At 67.2% G+C, this 19695-nt stretch carries 20 protein-coding genes and 1 tRNA gene; 11 read left to right on the top strand and 10 right to left on the bottom strand.

All coding sequences use genetic code 11. The features are described 5' to 3' along the window. Nucleotides 1-255 precede the first annotated feature (255 nt). Nucleotides 256-681: a DoxX family protein gene (locus VX037_RS18515; RefSeq protein ID WP_266062743.1), complete on the bottom strand. Its 426-nt coding sequence runs from the start codon at nt 679-681 to the stop codon at nt 256-258. Between the two features lie 198 nt (nt 682-879). Here VX037_RS18515 and VX037_RS18510 point away from each other — a divergent pair, with 198 nt between their 5' ends. Next, nucleotides 880-2235, top strand: coding sequence for a M1 family metallopeptidase (locus VX037_RS18510; RefSeq protein ID WP_266062744.1), 1356 nt, complete (start codon nt 880-882; stop codon nt 2233-2235). Between the two features lie 22 nt (nt 2236-2257). Further along, nucleotides 2258-3517: a lipopolysaccharide biosynthesis protein gene (locus VX037_RS18505; RefSeq protein WP_328715266.1), complete on the top strand. Its 1260-nt coding sequence runs from the start codon at nt 2258-2260 to the stop codon at nt 3515-3517. Here the strand turns inward: VX037_RS18505 and VX037_RS18500 are convergent. Beyond that, nucleotides 3460-4329: a glycosyltransferase family 2 protein gene (locus VX037_RS18500; RefSeq protein ID WP_266062791.1), complete on the bottom strand. Its 870-nt coding sequence runs from the start codon at nt 4327-4329 to the stop codon at nt 3460-3462. The genes VX037_RS18505 and VX037_RS18500 overlap by 58 nt on opposite strands. Before the next feature lie 49 nt (nt 4330-4378). On the opposite strand from VX037_RS18500, the gene VX037_RS18495 reads away from it, so the two are divergent. Then, nucleotides 4379-5083, top strand: coding sequence for a glycosyltransferase family 2 protein (locus VX037_RS18495; protein ID WP_235721824.1), 705 nt, complete (start codon nt 4379-4381; stop codon nt 5081-5083). A 7-nt stretch (nt 5084-5090) separates the two neighbouring features. After that, entirely contained in the window at nt 5091-5432 is a 342-nt protein-coding gene (locus tag VX037_RS18490) for a DUF2304 domain-containing protein (RefSeq protein WP_235721823.1), read from the top strand. A 163-nt stretch (nt 5433-5595) separates the two neighbouring features. Here VX037_RS18490 and VX037_RS18485 read toward each other — a convergent pair whose 3' ends face one another. Further along, nucleotides 5596-6213, bottom strand: coding sequence for a dTDP-4-dehydrorhamnose 3,5-epimerase family protein (locus tag VX037_RS18485; RefSeq protein ID WP_235721822.1), 618 nt, complete (start codon nt 6211-6213; stop codon nt 5596-5598). 1 nt (nt 6214) lies between these two features. Beyond that, nucleotides 6215-7090, bottom strand: coding sequence for a glucose-1-phosphate thymidylyltransferase RfbA (rfbA, locus tag VX037_RS18480; RefSeq protein ID WP_235721821.1), 876 nt, complete (start codon nt 7088-7090; stop codon nt 6215-6217). Nucleotides 7091-7179: 89 nt separating this feature from the next. Here rfbA and rfbB point away from each other — a divergent pair, with 89 nt between their 5' ends. Further along, nucleotides 7180-8184, top strand: coding sequence for a dTDP-glucose 4,6-dehydratase (rfbB, locus tag VX037_RS18475; RefSeq protein ID WP_235721820.1), 1005 nt, complete (start codon nt 7180-7182; stop codon nt 8182-8184). A 13-nt stretch (nt 8185-8197) separates the two neighbouring features. Here the strand turns inward: rfbB and VX037_RS18470 are convergent, their stop codons facing one another. Continuing rightward, nucleotides 8198-9085 (bottom strand): alpha/beta hydrolase, encoded by an 888-nt coding sequence (locus VX037_RS18470; RefSeq protein WP_235721819.1) that lies wholly within the window; start codon nt 9083-9085, stop codon nt 8198-8200. 86 nt (nt 9086-9171) lie between these two features. Between VX037_RS18470 and galE the strand changes: the two genes are divergently transcribed. After that, complete coding sequence (gene galE / locus VX037_RS18465) at nt 9172-10191, top strand: UDP-glucose 4-epimerase GalE (RefSeq protein WP_235721818.1); 1020 nt, start codon at nt 9172-9174, stop codon at nt 10189-10191. 8 nt (nt 10192-10199) lie between these two features. Here galE and VX037_RS18460 read toward each other — a convergent pair whose 3' ends face one another. The 3 genes from VX037_RS18460 to VX037_RS18450 are packed head-to-tail and all read right to left on the bottom strand — an operon-like array spanning nt 10200 to nt 14206. Beyond that, nucleotides 10200-12236, bottom strand: a complete 2037-nt coding sequence (locus VX037_RS18460) for a DUF6541 family protein (RefSeq protein ID WP_235721817.1) — start codon at nt 12234-12236, stop codon at nt 10200-10202. A 39-nt stretch (nt 12237-12275) separates the two neighbouring features. Then, nucleotides 12276-13562, bottom strand: coding sequence for an MFS transporter (locus VX037_RS18455; RefSeq protein ID WP_235721816.1), 1287 nt, complete (start codon nt 13560-13562; stop codon nt 12276-12278). Next, nucleotides 13559-14206 (bottom strand): GntR family transcriptional regulator, encoded by a 648-nt coding sequence (locus VX037_RS18450; RefSeq protein WP_235721815.1) that lies wholly within the window; start codon nt 14204-14206, stop codon nt 13559-13561. Before VX037_RS18450 ends, VX037_RS18455 begins: the two co-directional genes overlap by 4 nt. Before the next feature lie 248 nt (nt 14207-14454). Here VX037_RS18450 and VX037_RS18445 point away from each other — a divergent pair, with 248 nt between their 5' ends. Further along, complete coding sequence (locus VX037_RS18445; RefSeq protein ID WP_328715264.1) at nt 14455-15675, top strand: NAD(P)-dependent malic enzyme; 1221 nt, start codon at nt 14455-14457, stop codon at nt 15673-15675. Nucleotides 15676-15744: 69 nt separating this feature from the next. On the opposite strand, the gene VX037_RS18440 is transcribed toward VX037_RS18445, so the two are convergent. Beyond that, complete coding sequence (locus tag VX037_RS18440) at nt 15745-16413, bottom strand: VOC family protein (RefSeq protein ID WP_266062749.1); 669 nt, start codon at nt 16411-16413, stop codon at nt 15745-15747. Nucleotides 16414-16473: 60 nt separating this feature from the next. Between VX037_RS18440 and VX037_RS18435 the strand changes: the two genes are divergently transcribed. The 4 genes from VX037_RS18435 (at nt 16474) to VX037_RS18420 (ending at nt 18599) form a co-directional block, all read left to right on the top strand. After that, the gene (locus VX037_RS18435; RefSeq protein ID WP_266062750.1) at nt 16474-17070 is read left to right on the top strand and encodes a hypothetical protein; all 597 of its coding nucleotides are present in this window, start codon (nt 16474-16476) and stop codon (nt 17068-17070) included. 188 nt (nt 17071-17258) lie between these two features. Continuing rightward, nucleotides 17259-17334: transfer RNA gene (locus VX037_RS18430), tRNA-Thr, on the top strand. Nucleotides 17335-17480: 146 nt separating this feature from the next. Continuing rightward, nucleotides 17481-17684 carry a hypothetical protein gene (locus VX037_RS18425; RefSeq protein ID WP_235721811.1) on the top strand — a complete coding sequence of 68 codons (204 nt, stop codon included), beginning with the start codon at nt 17481-17483 and terminating at the stop codon, nt 17682-17684. Nucleotides 17685-17690: 6 nt separating this feature from the next. Further along, on the top strand, nt 17691-18599 hold the full coding sequence (locus VX037_RS18420; protein ID WP_235721810.1) for a LysR family transcriptional regulator: 909 nt from the start codon (nt 17691-17693) through the stop codon (nt 18597-18599). A gap of 6 nt (nt 18600-18605) precedes the next feature. On the opposite strand, the gene VX037_RS18415 is transcribed toward VX037_RS18420, so the two are convergent. Continuing rightward, nucleotides 18606-19688: an ABC transporter substrate-binding protein gene (locus VX037_RS18415; RefSeq protein WP_235721809.1), complete on the bottom strand. Its 1083-nt coding sequence runs from the start codon at nt 19686-19688 to the stop codon at nt 18606-18608. Nucleotides 19689-19695 lie beyond the last annotated feature (7 nt).

The raw sequence follows: 19695 nt of genomic DNA, 5'->3' as shown, positions 1-19695 counted from the left end.
TCCTGACCCGAAACCGTCCCGACCCAGCGCCCACGACGCCAGTCAGCGACGCCACCTCACCTAACCTTCCTTACAGATCCTCGTCACCGGATCTCGATACGCCTCGCCTAGCGGCTCGGCTACTCGATCGGCGGATAAAGCCGCGCGCGGAACCGCCTACGGATGACACCGCGTACGGAACCGCCGACCGCTGGACCGGTGTGTCGACCCCGCCGACGGATGACACCGCGCGCCGACCCGCCGACGGCTGGTGCGTCAGTCGACGACTGCGCCGCGACGCCGGCGGCGGAAGACGTAGTGGTCGGCGGCGGCGGAGCCGGCCTGGGCGAAGCCGACCGCGAGCAGACCACCGATCAGCGCCAGCGGGAGCTCGTAGCCGCCGTCGGCGGCCCAGAAGCCCGCGTCCCAATGGGCGTAGGCGATGGCGCCGATCATGTCGGCGATCAGCAGGATCGCGACGATGGGCAGGAACAGGCCGAGAATCAGCAGGATGCCGCCGACGAACTCCACCCACGTGGCGTACTGCGCCGCGAGATTCGGCGCGGGTATCCCCATCGAATCGAAAGCGCGCTCGGTGGCGTCGATTCCGTTGGTGTGCAGCTTCTGCCAGCCGTGCATGATGAAGATGTAGCCAAGAATCAGTCGTGCCAAGAAAAACGTCACACTGCGAATGCCGAACATTGCTCTCCCTTGTCGTCCCGACCATCACAACCGGACTACGGTCCGCTTGATCTACACTTTCTCACGCCATCGCCGTCGCATGCACACGGCACCCGACAGGTAACCTGAGTCTCCGCAACACCACGCGACATCAAGGCGCATACCCCGTTCGCGTGCCGTGACACATTGCGCCGCGTTCGAACACAGATCGGAGAGTCAGTGCCGGGAAAGTCGGCGAAGGGTCCACGAGAACCGCTGCTGGGCGCCCCGCTGGATGCACTCGACCCATACCTGCCCGACAACGGCAACCTCGGCTACCGCATCTCGCGCTACGACCTCGACCTCGAGTACAAGGTGTCACCCAACCGACTATCCGGGGTGGCGACGCTGACTGCAACGTCCTTTGTCGCGCTGCGGAAGTTCACACTCGATCTCGCCTCGTCGCTGTCGGTGTCGCGCGTGACGGTCAACGACAAGCGGGCCCGTTACAGTCACCGCAGCCGCAAGCTGTCGATCACCCCGGATGCCCCGGTACCGCCGGGCGGGGCGATGACCATAGTCATCCGCTACGCCGGCACCCCCCGCCCTATCCGCGGTGCGTGGGGTGAGGTCGGTTGGGAGGAGCTCTCCGAGGGCGCTCTGTGCGCCAACCAGCCCAACGGCGCGGCATCGTGGTTCCCCTGCGACGACCACCCGAGCGCCAAGGCGCCCTACCGGATATCCATCACCACCGACAGCCCCTACTACGCGCTCGCCAACGGGGTGCTGGAATCCAAACGGTCCCGGGCCGCACAGACCACTTGGGTGTACCAGCAGGTCGAGCCGATGCCCACCTACCTCGCGTCGATCCAGATCGGTCCGTACGTCAAGAAGACGTTGGCCAGCAAGCCGATCCCCGTCGACGCCGTGCTACCGGGACGGCTGGTGTCCAACCTCGACGTCGATTTCGGGCGCCAGGTCGAAATGATCGACACCTTCGTCGAGATGTTCGGACCCTACCCTTTCCCCCGCTACACCGTGGTGATCACCGACGACGACCTCGACATCCCGATCGAGGCGCAGAGCTTCTCCACCTTCGGCGCCAATCACTGCGACGGCTCCCAACGCGCCGAACGGCTCGTCGCCCACGAGCTGGCCCACCAGTGGTTCGGCAACTCCGTCACCCTGTCACGCTGGCGCGACATCTGGCTGCACGAGGGATTCGCCTGCTACGCGGAGTGGCTGTGGAGTCAGCGTTCGGGCGGCAAGAGCGCCACCGAATGGGCGCGGCACTACTACGACAAACTCGCAGCGAACCCCGTGCGCGCCACCCTCGCCGATCCCGGTCCGCGCCGGATGTTCGACGACTGGGTCTACAAACGTGGTGCACTCACCTTGCACGCCCTGCGCCTGACCATCGGCGACGGCAACTTCTTCGCCCTGATCAAACGGTGGACGGACAAATATCGGTACGGTTCGGCGACCACCGAGGACTTCATCGCGCTGGCCGCCAACTACTCGACCATGTCGCTGACCCACCTGTGGGACGAGTGGCTCTTCACCGCGGCGTTGCCGGACTTCCCCGGTCCGTCCTGAGGATGATCGACGAGCTCGGCCGATGACCGGCGAGACGGCCGCGACGCGGCGCACCTCCGGCGCCATCGGCCGGGTCACCGTGGCCACGCTGATCGCGGCCGCGTCCGGGTACGTGGTGCTGCTGTTGGCGGCCCGTCAGCTCGGCGCAGCGGGCTACGGCGTGTTCGCGGTGTTCTGGGCCGCCTACGGGATGGTCACCGGCGCCCAGAACGGGCAGTTGCAGGAGACCACCCGCGCCATCCGGGCCGGTATCGACGGCGCCACCGCACCGGGTCGTCGGCCGTGGCTGATCAACGGCGCCATCGGAGTGACGATCGGCCTGCTGGTCGCAGTGACGTCTCCGCTGTGGAGCGGGCTGGTCTTCGACGAACAGCGCGGGCTGTCGGTGCTGCTGCTGGCCATCGGCGTCGCATCGTTCGGGGTGTACGCCCACCTCGCGGGCGCGTTGTCGGGGGCGGTGTCCTGGGGTGCGTTCGCGATGCTGCTGTCGGTGGACGCGGTGATCCGTCTTGTCGGCGCCGTGCTCACGGTGGTGTTCGACGGCGACGTGACCGCGTTTCTGGTGATCACGGTGATCGGCTCGGTGTCCTGGATGGTGCTGTTGGCGACGTCGCCTGCCGCCCGCGCGGCAGTCTGTCTGCCCGCCGATGTCACCGCGCGCCGATTCACCGGCAACACGGTGACCGCGATGGCGGCCGCCGCGGCCAGCGCGGTGCTGGTGATGGGTTTCCCGGTGCTCATCACCGCGACCGGCGCCGACGCCGACCCCGCCGCGGTGGGCGCGGTGGTGCTCACCGTGACGCTGACCCGTGCGCCGCTGTTGGTGCCGCTGAACAGCTTTCAAGGGGTGTTGATCACGCGTTTCGTGGACGCCGGTCGGCGGTTGGGGGCGGCGTTGCGAGCCCCGTTCGTCGCCGTCGCCGCGATCGGCGTGGTGGGGTCGGGGGCCGCGTGGCTGATCGGACCCTGGCTGCTCACGGCGGTATTCGGCGCGGATTTTCGGCTCAGCGGCGCCGCGCTGGCCGCGTTCACCCTGGGTGCGACGACACTGGCGTTGCTGACCGTGACGGGGGCGGCCACGATCGCCGTCGGCGCACACCGCTGGTATGCGGCCGGCTGGTGGGTGGCGACGCTCGCCTCGATCGGGTTGTTGCTGCTACCGACCGACGTGACGGTCCGCGTGGCGATCGCGTTGCTCGGCGGCCCGGTGGTGGGGATGGCGGTTCACGGTGTGGTGTTGGCCGGGCGCAGTCGGCCCGCGGTGGCCAGCACACGCGATTGAGCGTGGTTGAGCCGCGACGTCGCGTGCAGGCGGGCGGCACGCGCGGCACGCGGCCAGCCTCGCTGCGCGCACCGGCGGGCTTCCTCGGCGAAGAAGGCGTTCTCCTCGGCGAACCGTCGTCCGTCGACGGCCTGCACCGAACTCACCGACGCCTCATGCCGGCGATATCGGAACGCCACGCGCGCATCGTGCACGAGCGAGCCGCCGCCGGCCGCCAGGTCGACGAGCAGGGCAAGGTCGAGCACGATGTCCAGCCCCGGCCGAAACCCGACCTCACGGACCGGATCGGTACGCCACAGCAGCGACGGAAAATAGGTCCAGTTGCCGTGGTAGAGGCTGGTCGCCATGGCTTCCCCGCGCAGCACGGCCGGCCGCCCGGGCTGCGCGCGCGGCGTCAACAGGGTCTTGATCCGGTCTCCGAGTGGGCGCACCACACGACCGTCGTCGTCGATGACCTCCACCCCCGGGGCGATGACCGTCGCCTGCGGATGGTCGCGGGCCAACGAGCGCACGCCCGCCACGTAGTCGGGCAGCATCACGTCGTCGCAGCCCATCACCACGAAGTACTCGGCCTCCACCAGTTCCACGCATCGCCGGAAGTTTCCGTTGACACCCAGATTGGTCTCGTTGCGCAGGTAGTGGATGCGCGGATCGGCCACAGACGCCAGCCACGCGGCGGGCTCCGGGTCGGGATAGCAGTCGTCGATGACGACGAGCCGCAGGTCTCCGTCACTCTGGTCGAGCACGCTGGTGACCGCCTGCCGGAACTGGGCGACGTCGCCGTAGAACGGCATCATCACGTCGATCGGCACCCGACCAGGGTAGGTCATGGCGACAGTCCGCTCGGCTAGGGTTACCCGCATGACCTCCGGCGCCACCAGCAACGATGACGTGTGGCTGGTGATACCCGTTTTCAACGAGGCGCAGGTGATCCGGGATGTCGCGGCGAATGCGGCGAAGACCTTTCCCAACATCGTCTGCGTCGACGACGGCAGCCGCGACGATTCCGCCGCGCAGATCCGAGCGGCGGGAGTACGACTGGTACGGCATCCGGTCAATCTCGGTCAGGGTGCGGCCATCCAGACCGGCGTCGAGTATGCGCGCGCACAACCGGGAGCTCGGTATTTCGTCACCTTCGACGCCGACGGACAACATCGGGTCGACGACGTCGTCGCGATGATCGAGCGGCTGCGCACCGAGCCCGTCGACATCATCGTCGGCACCCGCTTCGCCGAGGGGCGCAGCGAGTCGGTGCCGCTGCTGCGACGAATGGCGTTGCGCACCATCGTCTTTCTCAGCCCACGAACACGACGCCTCGGACTGACCGACGCCCACAACGGATTACGCGCCTTCAACAAGACCGTGGCCGACGACCTCGACCTGGTGATGGCCGGGATGAGTCATGCCTCGGAGTTCGTGGCCCTCATCGACCATCACGGCTGGCGGGTGGCCGAGCAGCCCGTCACCATCTTGTACACCGACTACTCCCGGGCGAAGGGACAGTCCCTGATCAATGGCGTCAACATCGTCGCCGACGGACTGCTGCACCCGCGAATGAGGAAGTGAGCACCACATGATCTGGCTGCAGATCCTCGCCATCGTCGGGCTGGTGGTACTGGTGGCGTTCTTCGTCGTCAACCGCGGCACCGCTCGCGCCTCGGCGGGCGTGAAGATCCTGTTCGTGGTGTTTGTGGCATTCGGCCTGTACGCAATGCTTCGCCAGGACGACATCACCTGGCTCGCCAACAAGATCGGCATCCAACGTGGCCTCGACCTCGTGTTGTTCCTGTTGGTGATCGCCTTCGCGTTCACTACCGTGTCGACCTACCTACGATTCCGCGAGCTCGAGATCAAGTACGCGAGATTGGCGAGGGCGGTTGCCCTGCGCGACGCGGAGAATCAGCAGAAACCCTAGGCCGCCAAGTCTTGACACGGTAGTCGACCCCTTCGCGTCGAGAGAACCCCAAAAATCGCCGAGAGAACCCAGCTTCTCGCCGACGGCATCCGATTGTGGTGGGGCTGGGTTCTCTCGGCGATTTTTGGGGTTCTCTCGACTACCGTGTCAAGACTTGGGGAGGTTAGGTCGCGAGGGTGCGCAGGTAGGTGGTGACGTCGTCGTGGTTCGGGAGCAGGCCGGAGTCCCGAGCCTCCGACAAGCCCGGCGCGGCAGTGTCTTTCGCCGACAGCTCGTAGCTCAACGGGCTACCGTCACGAGCGGTGTTCGGCCACTCGATGCCCAGTTCCGCGTCGAGGGGGTTGATGCCGTGTTCGGCGCCCGGGTTGTAGCCGGTCGAACAGAGGTAGGTGACCGTCGAGCCGTCGGCGAGCGAGCAGAAGGCGTGACCGAGCCCTTCGGAAAGATACACCGCACGGCGGTCGACGTCGTCGAGCAGGACCGTGTCGTAGGTGCCGAAGGTCGGCGACCCGACCCGGATGTCGACGATGACGTCGAGAATCGCGCCCGACGGACAGGTCACGTACTTGGCCTGCCCGGGCGGGACGTCGGCGAAGTGCACACCACGCAGTACGCCCGCCGCCGACACCGAGAGGTTCACCTGGGCGAGGTCGAGCCGATGGCCGATCGCCTCGGCGAGCAGATCTGCCTTGAACACCTCCGCGAACAGACCGCGATCGTCTCCGTGCTGCACCGGGGTCAGTTCCCACGCCCCGTCGATCGCTAGTGGTCGCAACTTCATGTCAGAAGCCCTTTCCGCGGTCGAGTAGCTCCAGCAGGTAGCCGCCGTAGCCGGATTTGCGGAGTTTCTCGGCGCGTATCCGCAATTCGTCATCGTCGATGAAACCGCGTCGCCAGGCGATCTCTTCGGGCACCGCGATCTTGAGTCCCTGCCGCTGCTCGACGGTTCGGACGAAATTGCCGGCGTCGAGTAACGAGTCGAAGGTGCCGGTGTCGAGCCATGCGGTGCCGCGCGGCAACACCTGCACCGCCAGCCGCCCCTGCTCGAGGTAGTGCGCGTTGATGTCGGTGATCTCGTATTCACCGCGGGCGCTAGGGGCGAGGTTGCGCGCGATCTCGACCACGTCGTTGTCGTAGAAGTACAGGCCCGGCACCGCGTAGTTGGAACGCGGGTGCTGCGGCTTCTCCTGTAACGCCACCGCACGACCGCTTTCGTCGAAGTCCACCACCCCATACGCCGACGGGTCGGCCACCCAGTAGGCGAAAATGGCGCCGCCGTCCACGTTTTCGAATCCCTGTAGCTGACTGCCCAATCCCGGGCCGTAGAAGATGTTGTCTCCCAAGACCAGCGCGACCGACTCATCACCGATGTGATCGGCACCGAGCACGAATGCCTGTGCGAGTCCGTCGGGCGACGGTTGCGTCACGTACGTCAGGTTGATGCCGAATTGCTCACCGGTGCCCAGCAGCCCGCGGAATGCGGCGCTGTCGTGCGGCGTGGTGATGATCAGGATGTCGCGGATGCCGGCGAGCATCAACGTCGACAGCGGATAGTAGATCATCGGCTTGTCATAGACCGGCACCAATTGCTTACTGACGCCCTGGGTGATGGGGTGCAGGCGGGTGCCCGTGCCTCCGGCGAGGATGATGCCGCGCATAGCGCCCAGCCTAGGGCATGGCGCACACGTCCCACCCGGTCACCGCGCCCGACGGTACAGTGACGGTCGTCCAACGGAAGGGTCGAGTCATGCGGGTTCTGGTCACCGGGGGTGCCGGTTTCATCGGCGCCAATTTCGTGTTGCGCACGCTCGCGCAACGCCCCGACGTCGAGATCACCGTGCTCGACAAACTCACCTACGCCGCCAACCCGGCCACCCTGGAGTCGGTCGCCGACCGCATCGATCTGGTCGTCGGCGATGTCGCCGACGCCGCGCTGGTCGATCGGCTGGTCGCGGCCGCCGACGTGGTGGTGCATTTCGCCGCCGAATCCCACAACGACAACTCGCTGGCCGATCCGTCGTCGTTCGTGCAGACCAACCTCGTGGGCACGTTCGCCCTGTTGGAGGCCGTCCGCCGCCACGACGTGCGGTATCACCACATCAGCACCGACGAGGTGTACGGTGACCTCGATCTCGAGGACCCGACCCGGTTCACCGAGGCGACGGCCTACAATCCATCGAGCCCGTATTCCTCCACCAAGGCCGGCTCGGATCTGCTGGTGCGGGCATGGGTGCGGTCATTCGGTCTGCGGGCGACGATCTCCAACTGCTCCAACAACTACGGGCCCTATCAGCACGTCGAGAAGTTCATCCCGCGCCAGATCACCAACGTGCTCGCCGGAGTGCGGCCCAAACTGTATGGCGACGGCCTCAACGTGCGCGACTGGATTCACGTCGACGACCACAACGACGCGGTGTGGACCATCATCGAACGCGGTGAGATCGGCGAGACGTATCTGATCGGCGCCGACGGCGAGGTGAACAACCGCACCGTCGTCGAGACCATCCTGGAATTGCTAGGACAACCCGCAGACGCCTTCGACTTCGTCACCGACCGGCCCGGCCACGACCGCCGTTACGCCATCGACTCCACCCGGCTGCGCACCGAATTGGGTTGGCAGCCGCAATATCTGGACTTCCGATCCGGTTTGTCGGCGACCATCGACTGGTACCGCGCCAACCCTGACTGGTGGCAACCGCACAAGCAGGCCGTCGAAGCGAACTACGCGGGCACCGAGCGGGTCATCGGCTGAGGGTGGGCAGGGCTCACCCCAGCGGCACCACCCGGTCGAGGAAGTCCACCTGGTCGGCGACGACCTCCTCGAAGGCGTCGCCGACGTAGATGTCGAAGTGTCCCTCGGGATAGCGGATCAACTGCGTCGTCGGGCCCCGGTGGGCGTACCGCACCGTCTGCCGTGGTGGCGCGACACTGTCCTTGTCACAGACGCAGACCAACACCGGGCAGGTGAGCTCGGCGAGCGCGCGTCCTGGATGATGCAGCGCGATCTCCGGCACCACCCGCGCCGCGACCTCGTTGGTGAACGCCTGACCATCGGGTACCAGCGGGAGATACCCCGCGACCACATCGGGCGCCGTCATCAGCGCCGTATCGTGGGGCTCGCCTGCCAACCCCACCATCACCGGATCACGCCGCAGAAGCTTCGCCGCGAGGTCGGCGATGGCCCGCCCGGTCACCCGGACCGCCGTGGCCGGCTCCATCGCGAGCACCGACGCGGTGCCGCTGGTGAACGGGCATTGCGCGATCACCGCGGCGACATCGCCGTCGCGCGCGGCCGCCACCATCACGTGGCCGCCACCGAAGGAGGTGCCCCACAAGATCACTCGCCGGTTGTCCACCTCGGTGAGGCTGCGCGCGAACGCGATAGCCGCCGCCCAGTCCTGCAGCTGCCGGCGCACCGACAGCAGTTGCCGCGGCTGACCATCGCTGGCCCCGAAGTGTCGGTAGTCGAAGACCAGACAGGCATACCCGGCGTCGCAGAATCGCTCGGCGAAGGCATCGAGCCGCATCTCTTTGATGGCGCCGAGCCCGTGCGCCATCACGATGATCGGCGCGGGCCGGTCGGCCTCCGGGAGGTACAGCCACGCCCGACACGTCACACCTCTGGAACCGAACTCCACGTCTGCGCGCGCCATGCGCCGACGGTATCCGTTGGGCATGAGGCGGACAACACACAGACTCCCCCACGCTGCCTGCCAGCTGCGACGCATACGGTGGAGCCATGCGCGTACTCGTCAGCGGCGGCGCCGGCTACATCGGCTCGCACACCGTCATCCGTCTCGTCGAGGCCGGCCACGATGTGGTGGTGGTCGACGACTTCAGCAACGCCAAGCCGACCGTCGTGGGCCGGCTGGAGGCGTTGACCGGGCGCCCCATACCCGTGCATGCCATCGACCTGACGGACACCGACAAGACCGAGCACCTGTTCGCGCACGAGCAGATCGACGCGGTCATCCACTTCGCCGGCTTCAAGGCGGTCGGCGAGTCGGTGGCCAAGCCGCTGGCCTACTACCAGAACAATCTCGACAGCACCTTCTCCCTGCTACGCGCGATGGACCGCCACGATGTGCGGACACTGGTGTTCTCGTCGTCGGCGACGGTGTATGGCGCCGAACCCGAACTCCCGATGACCGAGGATCTGCCGACCTCGGCCACCAATCCGTACGGCTGGACCAAGGTGATGATCGAGCAGATCCTGTCCGATGTCGCGGCCAGCGATGACCGGTGGCGGATCGCCGCGTTGCGCTACTTCAACCCGGTGGGCGCCCATGCCAGCGGCGACATCGGCGAGGACCCCAGCGGTATCCCCAACAACCTGATGCCGTTCGTCGCGCAGGTGGCGGTGGGGCGACGCGAGCAGCTGTCGGTGTTCGGAGACGATTACGACACCGTCGACGGCACCGGTGTGCGCGACTACATCCACGTCGACGATCTCGCCGCGGGGCACGTGGCCGCCCTCGACACCGTGGGCAGCCGCGCCGAGCCGATGTCGGTGTGGAACCTGGGCACCGGACAGGGTGTGTCAGTGCTGCAGGTGATCAAGGCGTTCGAACGGGCCAGTGGCCGCCCGATCCCGTATGAGATCGCGCCGCGACGGGCCGGCGACATCGCCGCCTCATACGCCGATCCGGCCCGCGCCAACGCGGACTTGGGGTGGCGGGCCACCAAGACCATCGACGACATGTGCGCCGACACCTGGCGGTGGCAGTCGAAGAACCCGAACGGGTATCCCGACGCCTGAGTGCGTACTCAGCCGGCCGGCCGGTAGACCTGTTCGTTGACGCGATAGACGCTCACGTTGCCCTGCCGGAACACCTCGGTCAGTCCGGGTGCACCGGAGTTGCGCAGCGCCAGGAACGGGTCGCCCTGCACCCCGTTCTCCGGGTCGGGCACCCCGTTCTGGAACTCCCAATAGCTGGGCGGGCTGTCGATGACGTAGTGCACGTTCATGTCGCGCACGATGTCGTCGATGTAGGGGTCGGCGCCGATCTGGGAGACGCCCCAGAACAGGTCGCGCTGCCGTTGGGAGAAGTCGTTGGCCCGGTAGAACGGGAACATCGGGGTGACCCCGGTGACCGGATACAGCCAACCGGTGCCCTGATCGAGATTGTTGAGCACCAGCACGTCGTGAGCGTCGGGTTGCTCGGCCAACCATTGATAGGCGTCCAGATCGTCGGGCCCGATGTACTTGCCGCCACGTTCCTTCGACGCTATCTGCGCGTCGGCCGGGTAGCGCACCACCCCGGCGCCGGCGATCAATGCGATGAGCACGACCGCTACTGCGGGCAGCGCCCAACGAGCCGATCGCGGCGACGTCCGGTCACGTCCGGCCACCCAGCCGGCGACCGCCACCGCCGCAGCGCCCAGTGCGCACCCCACGGCAGCCGCGGAGAACATCGCCACCACAAAGGTCAGTCGATGGGGTGAGTTGTAAAAATAGCCACCGATGGCGCCCAGCGGATAGGACAGCACACCCAGCGAGACGACCGAGTTGGCGGTGACGAGCACGAACACCAGCCAGCCGGCCAGCCCCGCCCAGCACCGCATCCAGGCCAGGACCGCCAGACCGAGCACCGTGAGGACGATGAGCGCCCAGATCGGATAGTGCTTCTCCAGTGGAATGGTGCCGTTGAACGCGGCCTGCGCCAGACCGGACGACACCCCGACCCCTTCTTCGCGGAAGTCGAAGAAGGGTAGTTCGTTGGTGTCGGCGACCTTGATGGTGCCGTAGACGACCGGCGCGATCCCCACCACGGTGAGCAGCCCGGCGACGGCCAGCGTCGCCAGATCACGCAGCCGCCCGTACGCCGGGTGCCACAAACCCTCGAGCAGCAGCCACAGCACCACGATCACGCCGGCCAGGATCAGACCGGACGGATGGGTCGCGGTGACCCCGGCCATCGCCGCGGCGGCCGCCAATACTCGGCGCCGGTCGCGGACGGCACTGATCACCAGAATCGCGGCGATAGGCGCCATCGACACCCCCACCGCGTTGGGCACCGACGTAAGCTGCACCTCCACATAGGGCAGTGACGGGAACAACGCCGACGCCGCAGCCGCAGCCCCGGCCACCACCGCCGAGCGCGACGGGTCGAAGCGATGGCGGGCGAACCAGTAGGCCAGCGCGGCGGCCCCGAACGGAACGGTGATCGCCAACACCGCGGGCGAGTAGGTGTTGTAGAGCTCTACCGGGTCGGCGCCGGTGAGGGGGAAGAGGATGGCGCCCAGTGCATGCCAGGTGTTCGGGTAGTAGTTGAAGCCGTGGGTGTCATAGTTCATCAGTTCGCCCATGCGTAGCGCCGAACCGACCCCGGTCTCGTCGATCCAGCGCAGCGAACTGGCATGCCACAGGGAGTCCCACACCTGCGAGATGTTGCCCAGACCGGCAAAGGCGGTCGTGACGAGCGGCCGGATGCAGGTGATCGCGATGATGATCGCGCCGACACCGGCACCGGCGGCCAATGGCACTGCCGCACGCCATCCGAGCGGTGGGTCGTCGTCTGCGCGGTTCGGGGCGAACGTCGCGAAGCGGCGGGTGGCGAGCAGCGCCGCATACACCCATGCGAACAGCAGTGTGATCACCAGCGCGAGGAGCGCGGTGACGATGTTCCACTCGAACCCGATCGCCGAGTACAACACGGTGAACACGCTGACGACGGCGAAGGTGATCGGCGGGCCGGCGGCGATCGCCACCGGCCAGGGCAGCAACATGCGGCGTCCGACGAGGGCGCCGGGAACCACCAGCATCAGGGCCGTCACCACCGTGACCCATGCCCCCAGCATCATCGCCCGATTCCTCCCGTCGCCTGCGAACCGGAGATGAGGTTACCGGTCGGTCGTCCGGGGGATCTCGCACGCCGCGGCGCCGGGACGCTGCTGGAAGATCCGGCGGTCCGCCCGATGCCCGGCGACGACGATCGCCAGGCACACCAGCGCCGCGATGACCCCGACCCCGAACATCGCGGTGTAGGTGATCGCCGGGCGGTTCTCCGAGATCCAGGCGAGGATCACCGGCACGGCGAACCCGAGGTAAGTGACCGAGTAGAAGACCGCGGTCAGACCCGCCAGGTTGTGCGGTCCGGCGATGCGCTGCACCTCCAGCAGGCCCGCGATCATGGCCATCCCGTAACCGCAGCCCAGCACGATCGCGGCCAGCAGTGACACCCAGACGGCGAGGGTGTGTGCGGCAGCTGCCGCGAGGGCCATCCCCGCGGCGAGCACGATCAGCGCGAGGACCGGGCCGCGTGCACGGTCCGGGTCGTCGAGCCGACGTCCGAGTGACTGGATCCCGAACCCTGCGCCCAGGCCCAGCACGCAGCACAGCGCGGCGAACGCGATCGGCGCGCCGGCGGTCCGGGCCGACATCAGCGCCGGGATGACCGCGTAGGCCGACGCCGCGGCACCGAAGACCCACGGCGCGACCGGGACCACGACGAGCAGGAACCGCCGGTTGAGTACACCTGTGATGCGCAGATCGTCGGCGAGTCGGCCACGGTCGGTGCCCCGGTACCGGGTCTCCGGTGCGCCGGCCAATGCAACGAGGGCGATGCAGGCGAGTGCGATGTTGACCGCGTACGGCGTCACCGTCGGCCACGGCCCCCATTGCGCGAGCACACCCGCGATGCCCGCCCCGACCCCGAAGCCGGCGGTCAGGCTCATCGCCGCCCGACGCGCCCCGACGCCGGCGCGGTCGCCGTTGCGATGACTGATCTCCGCCAGCCAGCTGCCCCCGACCGCCATCGACAGGCCCAACGCGACTCCGCTGGCCACCCGGCCGACGCTGAGCAGGGCCAACGAGTGCGGTCCGAGTGCCAGCAGCAGCGACCCCAATCCGGCGAACACCGGCGCCGGCAGCATCAACGGCCGCCGGCCGTACCGGTCGGACAGTGGGCCGCCGATCAACAGCGCCGGGACGATGCCCAGCACATAGGTGAACAGCAGACTGTCGATGGCGACAGCCGACAACTCGCCTTGCTGGCGGTACATCACCAGCAGCGGCGTGAACTCGTTGCCACCCCACGCGGCGGTGAACAGTGCAGCCGCCACCGGCGTCCACGAACCGGGACGCGACGACGCGGGCTTCTCGACCGAGGTCTGGTCAGTCAGCGTCATGTCCGAGGACCGAGGTCGTGCACGGATGCCAGATGCGCGGCCAGTGCCGCGGCGTACGCATCGCTGTCGCCGTCGGCGACCGCGGTGAGCAGTTCGCGATGGTCGGCCAGGATGCGGGCGGCAACCGTGTCGTCGCGGCGCACGCTCGTGGTGGTCATCCTTCGGTGCCGTTCGCCGAGGCTGACGAAGAAGTCGGCGAGCAGCGGGTTGTCGCCGGCGGTGACAATCAGCTGATGGAACTCCGCGTCGATGCGGGCGAATTCTGCGATGTCGGCAGGGTCGGCCGCGCGGTGGGCGGCGAGATTGCGTTCCAGGCGCGCGGCGAGATCGGCGCGTCCGGTGGGGTCGCCGGCCAACGTGCGCACGGCGTGTTCCTCCAGCAGGATGCGCGCCTGCACCACGTCGCGGGCCTCTCGGTCGGCAACCGGAACCACCAGTGCGCCGCGCTTGGGGTACAGCCGCATCCAGCCCTCGGCCTCCAACCGCAGGAACGCTTCCCGCACCGGCGTGCGACTCACGTCACATTCTGTGGCGATGTCACCTTCGCTGATCAGCTCACCGCCGAGGATCTGGTTTGTGAGAATCTGGCCTTTGACCTCGCGATATACGCGTTCAGCTGCCGATTCACCGGTTGCGGACAACATAGATACAAGTTGTACCTTATCGACCCGATCGATCAATCGGGGGGCACCTTGATCGGCCTGTGGACACGGTGCGACACTGAGGCGGTTCCGCAGCCCGGCCACGAACGTGATCCGGGTCGCGACGGTTCGCCGTAGTGCCGAAGCGCACACGCTTCGCGCCACGGACCGGCAGTTGTAGGGGCGCCCCACCGTTGTGGCGCCACCGTAGAAACCCGCCGTTCGATGCGGGTGATCCAGGAGGAACAACCGTGGCCAGCACGGCAGACAACGCCCCCACCCACCGCACTGCGTTCAACGAGCCGTCGATCGCCGAGTTGCCGATCACCGACGAAGAGATCTTCATGGCGCACGTGGGCGGCAAACTCTCGGTGGAGTTGCGCGCGCCGATCGACACCCAGCGCGATCTGTCGATCGCCTACACCCCGGGCGTGGCCCAGGTGTCACGGGCGATCGACGACAAGGCCGAACTGGTGAATCAGTACACCTGGACCCAGCGTCTGGTGGCCGTGGTCTCCGACGGCTCGGCCGTCCTCGGCCTCGGTGACATCGGTCCGCGCGCATCGCTACCGGTGATGGAGGGCAAGTCGGCGCTGTTCCGGTCGTTCGCCGGACTCAACTCGATCCCGATCGTCCTCGACACCAAGGACCCCGACGAGATCGTCGAGACCCTCATCCGGCTGCGACCGAGCTTCGGCGCGGTGAACCTCGAGGACATCTCCGCTCCCCGCTGTTTCGAGATCGAACGGCGCGTCATCGAGGCGCTGGACTGCCCGGTGATGCACGACGACCAGCACGGCACCGCGATCGTCGTTCTGGCGGCACTCAAGGGTGCGATGGCTCTACAGGAACGCGATCTGCGCGACCTCAAGGTGGTCATCTCCGGTGCCGGTGCCGCCGGTGTGGCGTGCGCCAACATCCTCGAACACGCGGGGGTGAGCGATGTGGTGGTGCTCGACTCAAAGGGAATCGTCAGCTTTCACCGCGACGACCTCAACGAGATCAAGCAGGAACTCGCCGAACGCACCAACCCGCGCAGCCTGTCCGGCGGCGCCGCCGAGGCGCTGGACGGAGCCGACGTGTTCCTCGGTGTATCGGCCGGTCAGATCGACGAGAACGCCATCGCCTCGATGGCCGACAACGCGATCGTGTTCGCCCTGTCCAACCCCGATCCGGAGATCCACCCCGAGGTCGCGGCGAAGTACGCCGCGGTCGTGGCCACCGGCCGCAGCGACTTCCCGAATCAGATCAACAACGTGCTCGCGTTCCCGGGTGTCTTCGCCGGCGCGCTCGACGCCGGTGCGCGTCGCATCACCGAGCGGATGAAACTCGCTGCCGCAGAAGCGATCTTCTCGGTAGTCTCCGACGACCTGCGGGCCGACAAGATCGTGCCGAGCCCGCTCGACGACCGCGTCGCCCCGGCGGTCGCCAAGGCCGTCGCCGAGGCCGCCAAGGCCGAGGGCGTCGCCTAGCCCGGCCAGCCTGATCCTGTAGTACCAACGTGCGGAAAACCGCATGTTGGTACTACAAAACCGGGTCAGTCACTCCCGTCCGCGCCACGTGCACAGGCAGATCTCGTTGCCCTCGGGGTCGGCCAGCACCCACCATTCCGGCGCGAACTCGTCGGTGACCAGCCGACCACCGGCATCGAGGGCGGCAGCCATCCGCTCCTCCACCGCGTCGTGAGGGAGCCACAGGTCCACGTGGACGCGGTTGCGCTGCGACCTCGGTTCGTCCATCTGCTGAAACCACACCCCGGGGAGGATGCCCGCCGGGTCGGAGAGGTCGATTGACGTCTGCTCGGGCTCGTCGTCGTAGCCGAGGATGGCCTTCCAGAACGGGCGGACCTTGTCGACGTCGAGGACGTCGATCCCCAACTCGAAGCGTCCCGGCGGAGCGGCCGCCGGCTCCAGATCGAGGTCGGCCGCGATCGACGAGATCCGGTTGGCCAGCGCGACGTCGGCTTCGGTGAGTCGGTGCGCGCTGTGCGTGGTGAGCGCCAGATGCACTGACCCGTACCGCAGTTCCACGTCGGGATGGTGACCGGCCGCCTCGGCGGCCTCGATGATCCGTGCGACGAACTCGCCGCCGCGCACCATGTTCTTGGTCCGGAAGGCGGCGTAGACGGTGTCGGCCAAAACCCGCCACGGGTCCGAGAGCGCCTCGGTGGCCGCTGCCGCGCTGACTGGGGTTCCGCTGGATCCGGTCATGATTCGACCCTACGACTGCACCGCGCTCCTCGTGACCCGAATTCTCGGTACGCTCACGTCGTGCTCCTTCCGGCGCGAGTCGCCCACGGTGTGGCGGACGGCTCGGTAGACCTGGCCTTCCGTAGGTGGCAGGTGGCGCGAGTCCGCGCCGGGTCGACCTTCCTCAGCTCGGCCGGGCTGATCGAGATCAGGTCCGTGCGGAAGGTCTACGTCGAGGAGATCTCCGACGATGAGGCGCACCGCGCCGGATTCTCCAGCGCAGTGGCGGCGGTCGGGAAGCTCCGCCGCACCGACGACCCGGTCTTCCGGATCGAGCTGGGGTGGGCCGGACCCGACCCGCGGATCGCCTTGCGAGCCGACGACGACCTCTCCGACGACGACATCGCCGAGCTGCGTACCCGGTTGCAGCGACTCGACAATCGATCGTCACACGGCCCCTGGACACGGGCGACCCTGCAGCTGATCGCGCGTCGTCCAGCCGTCGTCTCGACCGACTTGGCAGCCGAATTGGGCAGGCCACGCGCAGATTTCAAACTCGATGTCCGCAAGCTGAAGAAACTCGGACTGACCCGCAGCCTCGACGTCGGCTACGAATTGTCCCCGCGCGGCCGCGCGGTGCTGACGGTGCTCGAGGGCACCCGGCCGGGCGGCGCATAGTCGTACCCAGCCCACCGCACCGCACCGCACCGCATCGCACCCCGTCCGTAAGCAGCATCCGCTTCACCGGCGGGCCCCGAAACCGGCCAACGCGTGTGGTCTCGCACCCAAACGGGTCCGCACCGGGGCCCGGTTTGGTCGCGCGCCACCGGCTCGCTAGACTCGTGGGCGCTGCCGCCGCGCAGCACGCCGCCCTAGCTCAGTCGGTAGAGCAATTCACTCGTAATGAATAGGTCAGGGGTTCGATTCCCCTGGGCGGCTCCATCTGGGATTCGGGAGAGGTTCCCTTGGCACTCGCTGGCGTCTGCTTACTCGCCCGACTATCGATCATCCGGACAACATCGCGCTCCCTATAGTGGAGTCGAGAGCATCGGTTCTTCGATAGAACGCACAGCGGCAAGGAGCGAGTGATGTCGGACTTCATCAACAAGATCAAAGAAGAAGCCAAGGCCTTCTCCGCCGCGGTCGACCAGGAGCTGACCGTCCTCGAGGGCGTCGACGGCTACGACCCGCTGCGCGACGAGGATGAGCGGTCCGACGACGACAACACCGCTGACGAAGCCGACACCCCCTCCGACGACACGGAGGGCGGCGGAACCCCCGTCAAGGAGTAGGCCCGCGTGGTCGCCCGTCGACTGCCCGACCTCGCGGCGCTCGACATCGTCGTCACCGTGGCACGCCTCGGCAGCATGGGGGCCGCCGCCCGTGACCTCGGGATCAGCCAGCAAGCGGTGAGTGCACGCGTACGTGGCGCGGAACGCGAACTCGGTGTCGAGATCTTCATCCGGTCGGCGGGTGGCGTCGACATCACCGCGAACGGGATGGCCGTCCTCGAATGGGCCAACGCCCTGGTGGAGCGGGGCGCCCAGTTCATGACCGGCGTGGACACACTCATCGACGCCCGCCATGCCACGCTCGTGGTGGCCGCTTCCAAGACCGTGGCCGAGTACCTGGTTCCCCGCTGGATCACCACACTCACCCATCAGAGCGACGTGAAGATCTCCGTGCGGCCGATGAACTCGGCCGACGTCATCGAGACCGTCCACCAGGACGAGGCCGATCTCGGATTCATCGAAAGTCCCGGCAGCATCGGCGATCTCACCGACACACTGGTGGCCCGCGACGAACTGGTGGTGGTGGTCGCACCCGGCCACCGGTGGTCGGACGGGCGGACCGTCGACATCGCCGAACTCGCTGCCACACCGCTGATCCAACGCGAACCCGGTTCCGGTACGCGCGTGACCTATGAAGCAGCTCTGCAGGATTCGGGCGTCAGCCCGACCGAACCGCTCATCGAACTACGGTCGGTTACCGCGATCCGGTCGTCGGTGCTGACCTCGTCGGGGGCCGCAGTGTTGTCACGGTTGTCGGTCGACGACGACATCGAGGCGGGGCGGCTGGTGCGGGTCGAGGTGGCCGGACTGCGCATGGTGCGGCCGCTGCGCGCGGTGTGGTCGTCCCACATCCGGTTGCGTGGTCCGGCCCGCGAGCTGCTCGACATCGCCCGCGCGCACGGCCGGCCAGCCTGAATCACCTCAGCGCTTGAGATCCGGGTTCTCCGCGTAGACCTCCTCGATCAGCGACATGTCGAAGATCTGCTCGGGCTTGATGGAATAGCCGGCCTTCTCCAGCGCGATGATGTTCTCCTCGATCAGGGCATCGGTCATCGTCAGCAAACCGTTGGCGTCGGTGTCCGGTGACACGACCAGACCGTTCTGGGCGATGGCCTCCTTGGTCTGTTCGCCTTCCTCGAGCCCGAGGTCGGCACCGTACTTGGTCACGGCCAGGCGCGCCGAACCGGCCGGGTCGGCGACGGCGTCGTACCAACCCTGGATATCGGCCTTCAGGAACGCCTTCACCTTGTCGCGCTCGTTGTCGATGGTCTCCTGGCGCACCACCAACGTCTCGGCGACGAGCGGCAGGTTGAAGTCGGCGAACAGGAAGTTGGCGTTGGGGAATCCGCTGGCCTCCAACGTGATCGGCTCGTTGGTGACGTAGCTGACCCATCCGTCGACGTCGCCGGTGGTCAGCGGCGTCGGATCGTACTGCACGGTGATCTTCTGCACGTCGGACTCGGTCATGCCGTTGGCGGTGAGCAACGCCGCGAAGACGTTCTCATTGGACGCCTGCACCCCGATCTTTTTGCCCTTCATCTCCTCCGGCGACAGGATCGGGCTCTCCGCCGACGACACGATGCAGAATGGGTTCTTCTGGAAGGTTGCCGCCACGGTCATCAATGCCGCCCCCTGCAGGATGACCGGCGCCGTCAATTGTGGCGCGGTCATGCCGATCCAGACCTTGTTCGACGTCAGCCCGGTCTCCACACCGGTACCGGCCCCACCACCGGTCAACAACTCCGGTGTCCCGAGCCCTTCGGCCTCGTAGTAACCGTTCTCCAATGCCCAGTATTCGCCGGCGAATTCGATGTTCTTCTGCCACGACAGCTGTACCTTCGGATTCATCGACGATGCACCTGAACCGCCGGAGTCGCTGCTGCCGCTACTGCAGGCGGCCAACACCCCGGTGGCGCCGAGCGCACCGATCGCACCGCCGGCAGTGAGCGAGTACCGCAGAAACGACCGCCGGTCGAAGGTGGCGCGTGACGACGTGTTGCTCATGTGTTCC

This window comes from Gordonia sp. Z-3 (assembly GCF_036233855.1).
GTDB classification, from domain to species: domain Bacteria; phylum Actinomycetota; class Actinomycetes; order Mycobacteriales; family Mycobacteriaceae; genus Gordonia; species Gordonia tangerina.
This window is presented reverse-complemented; position numbering and strand designations above follow the sequence as displayed.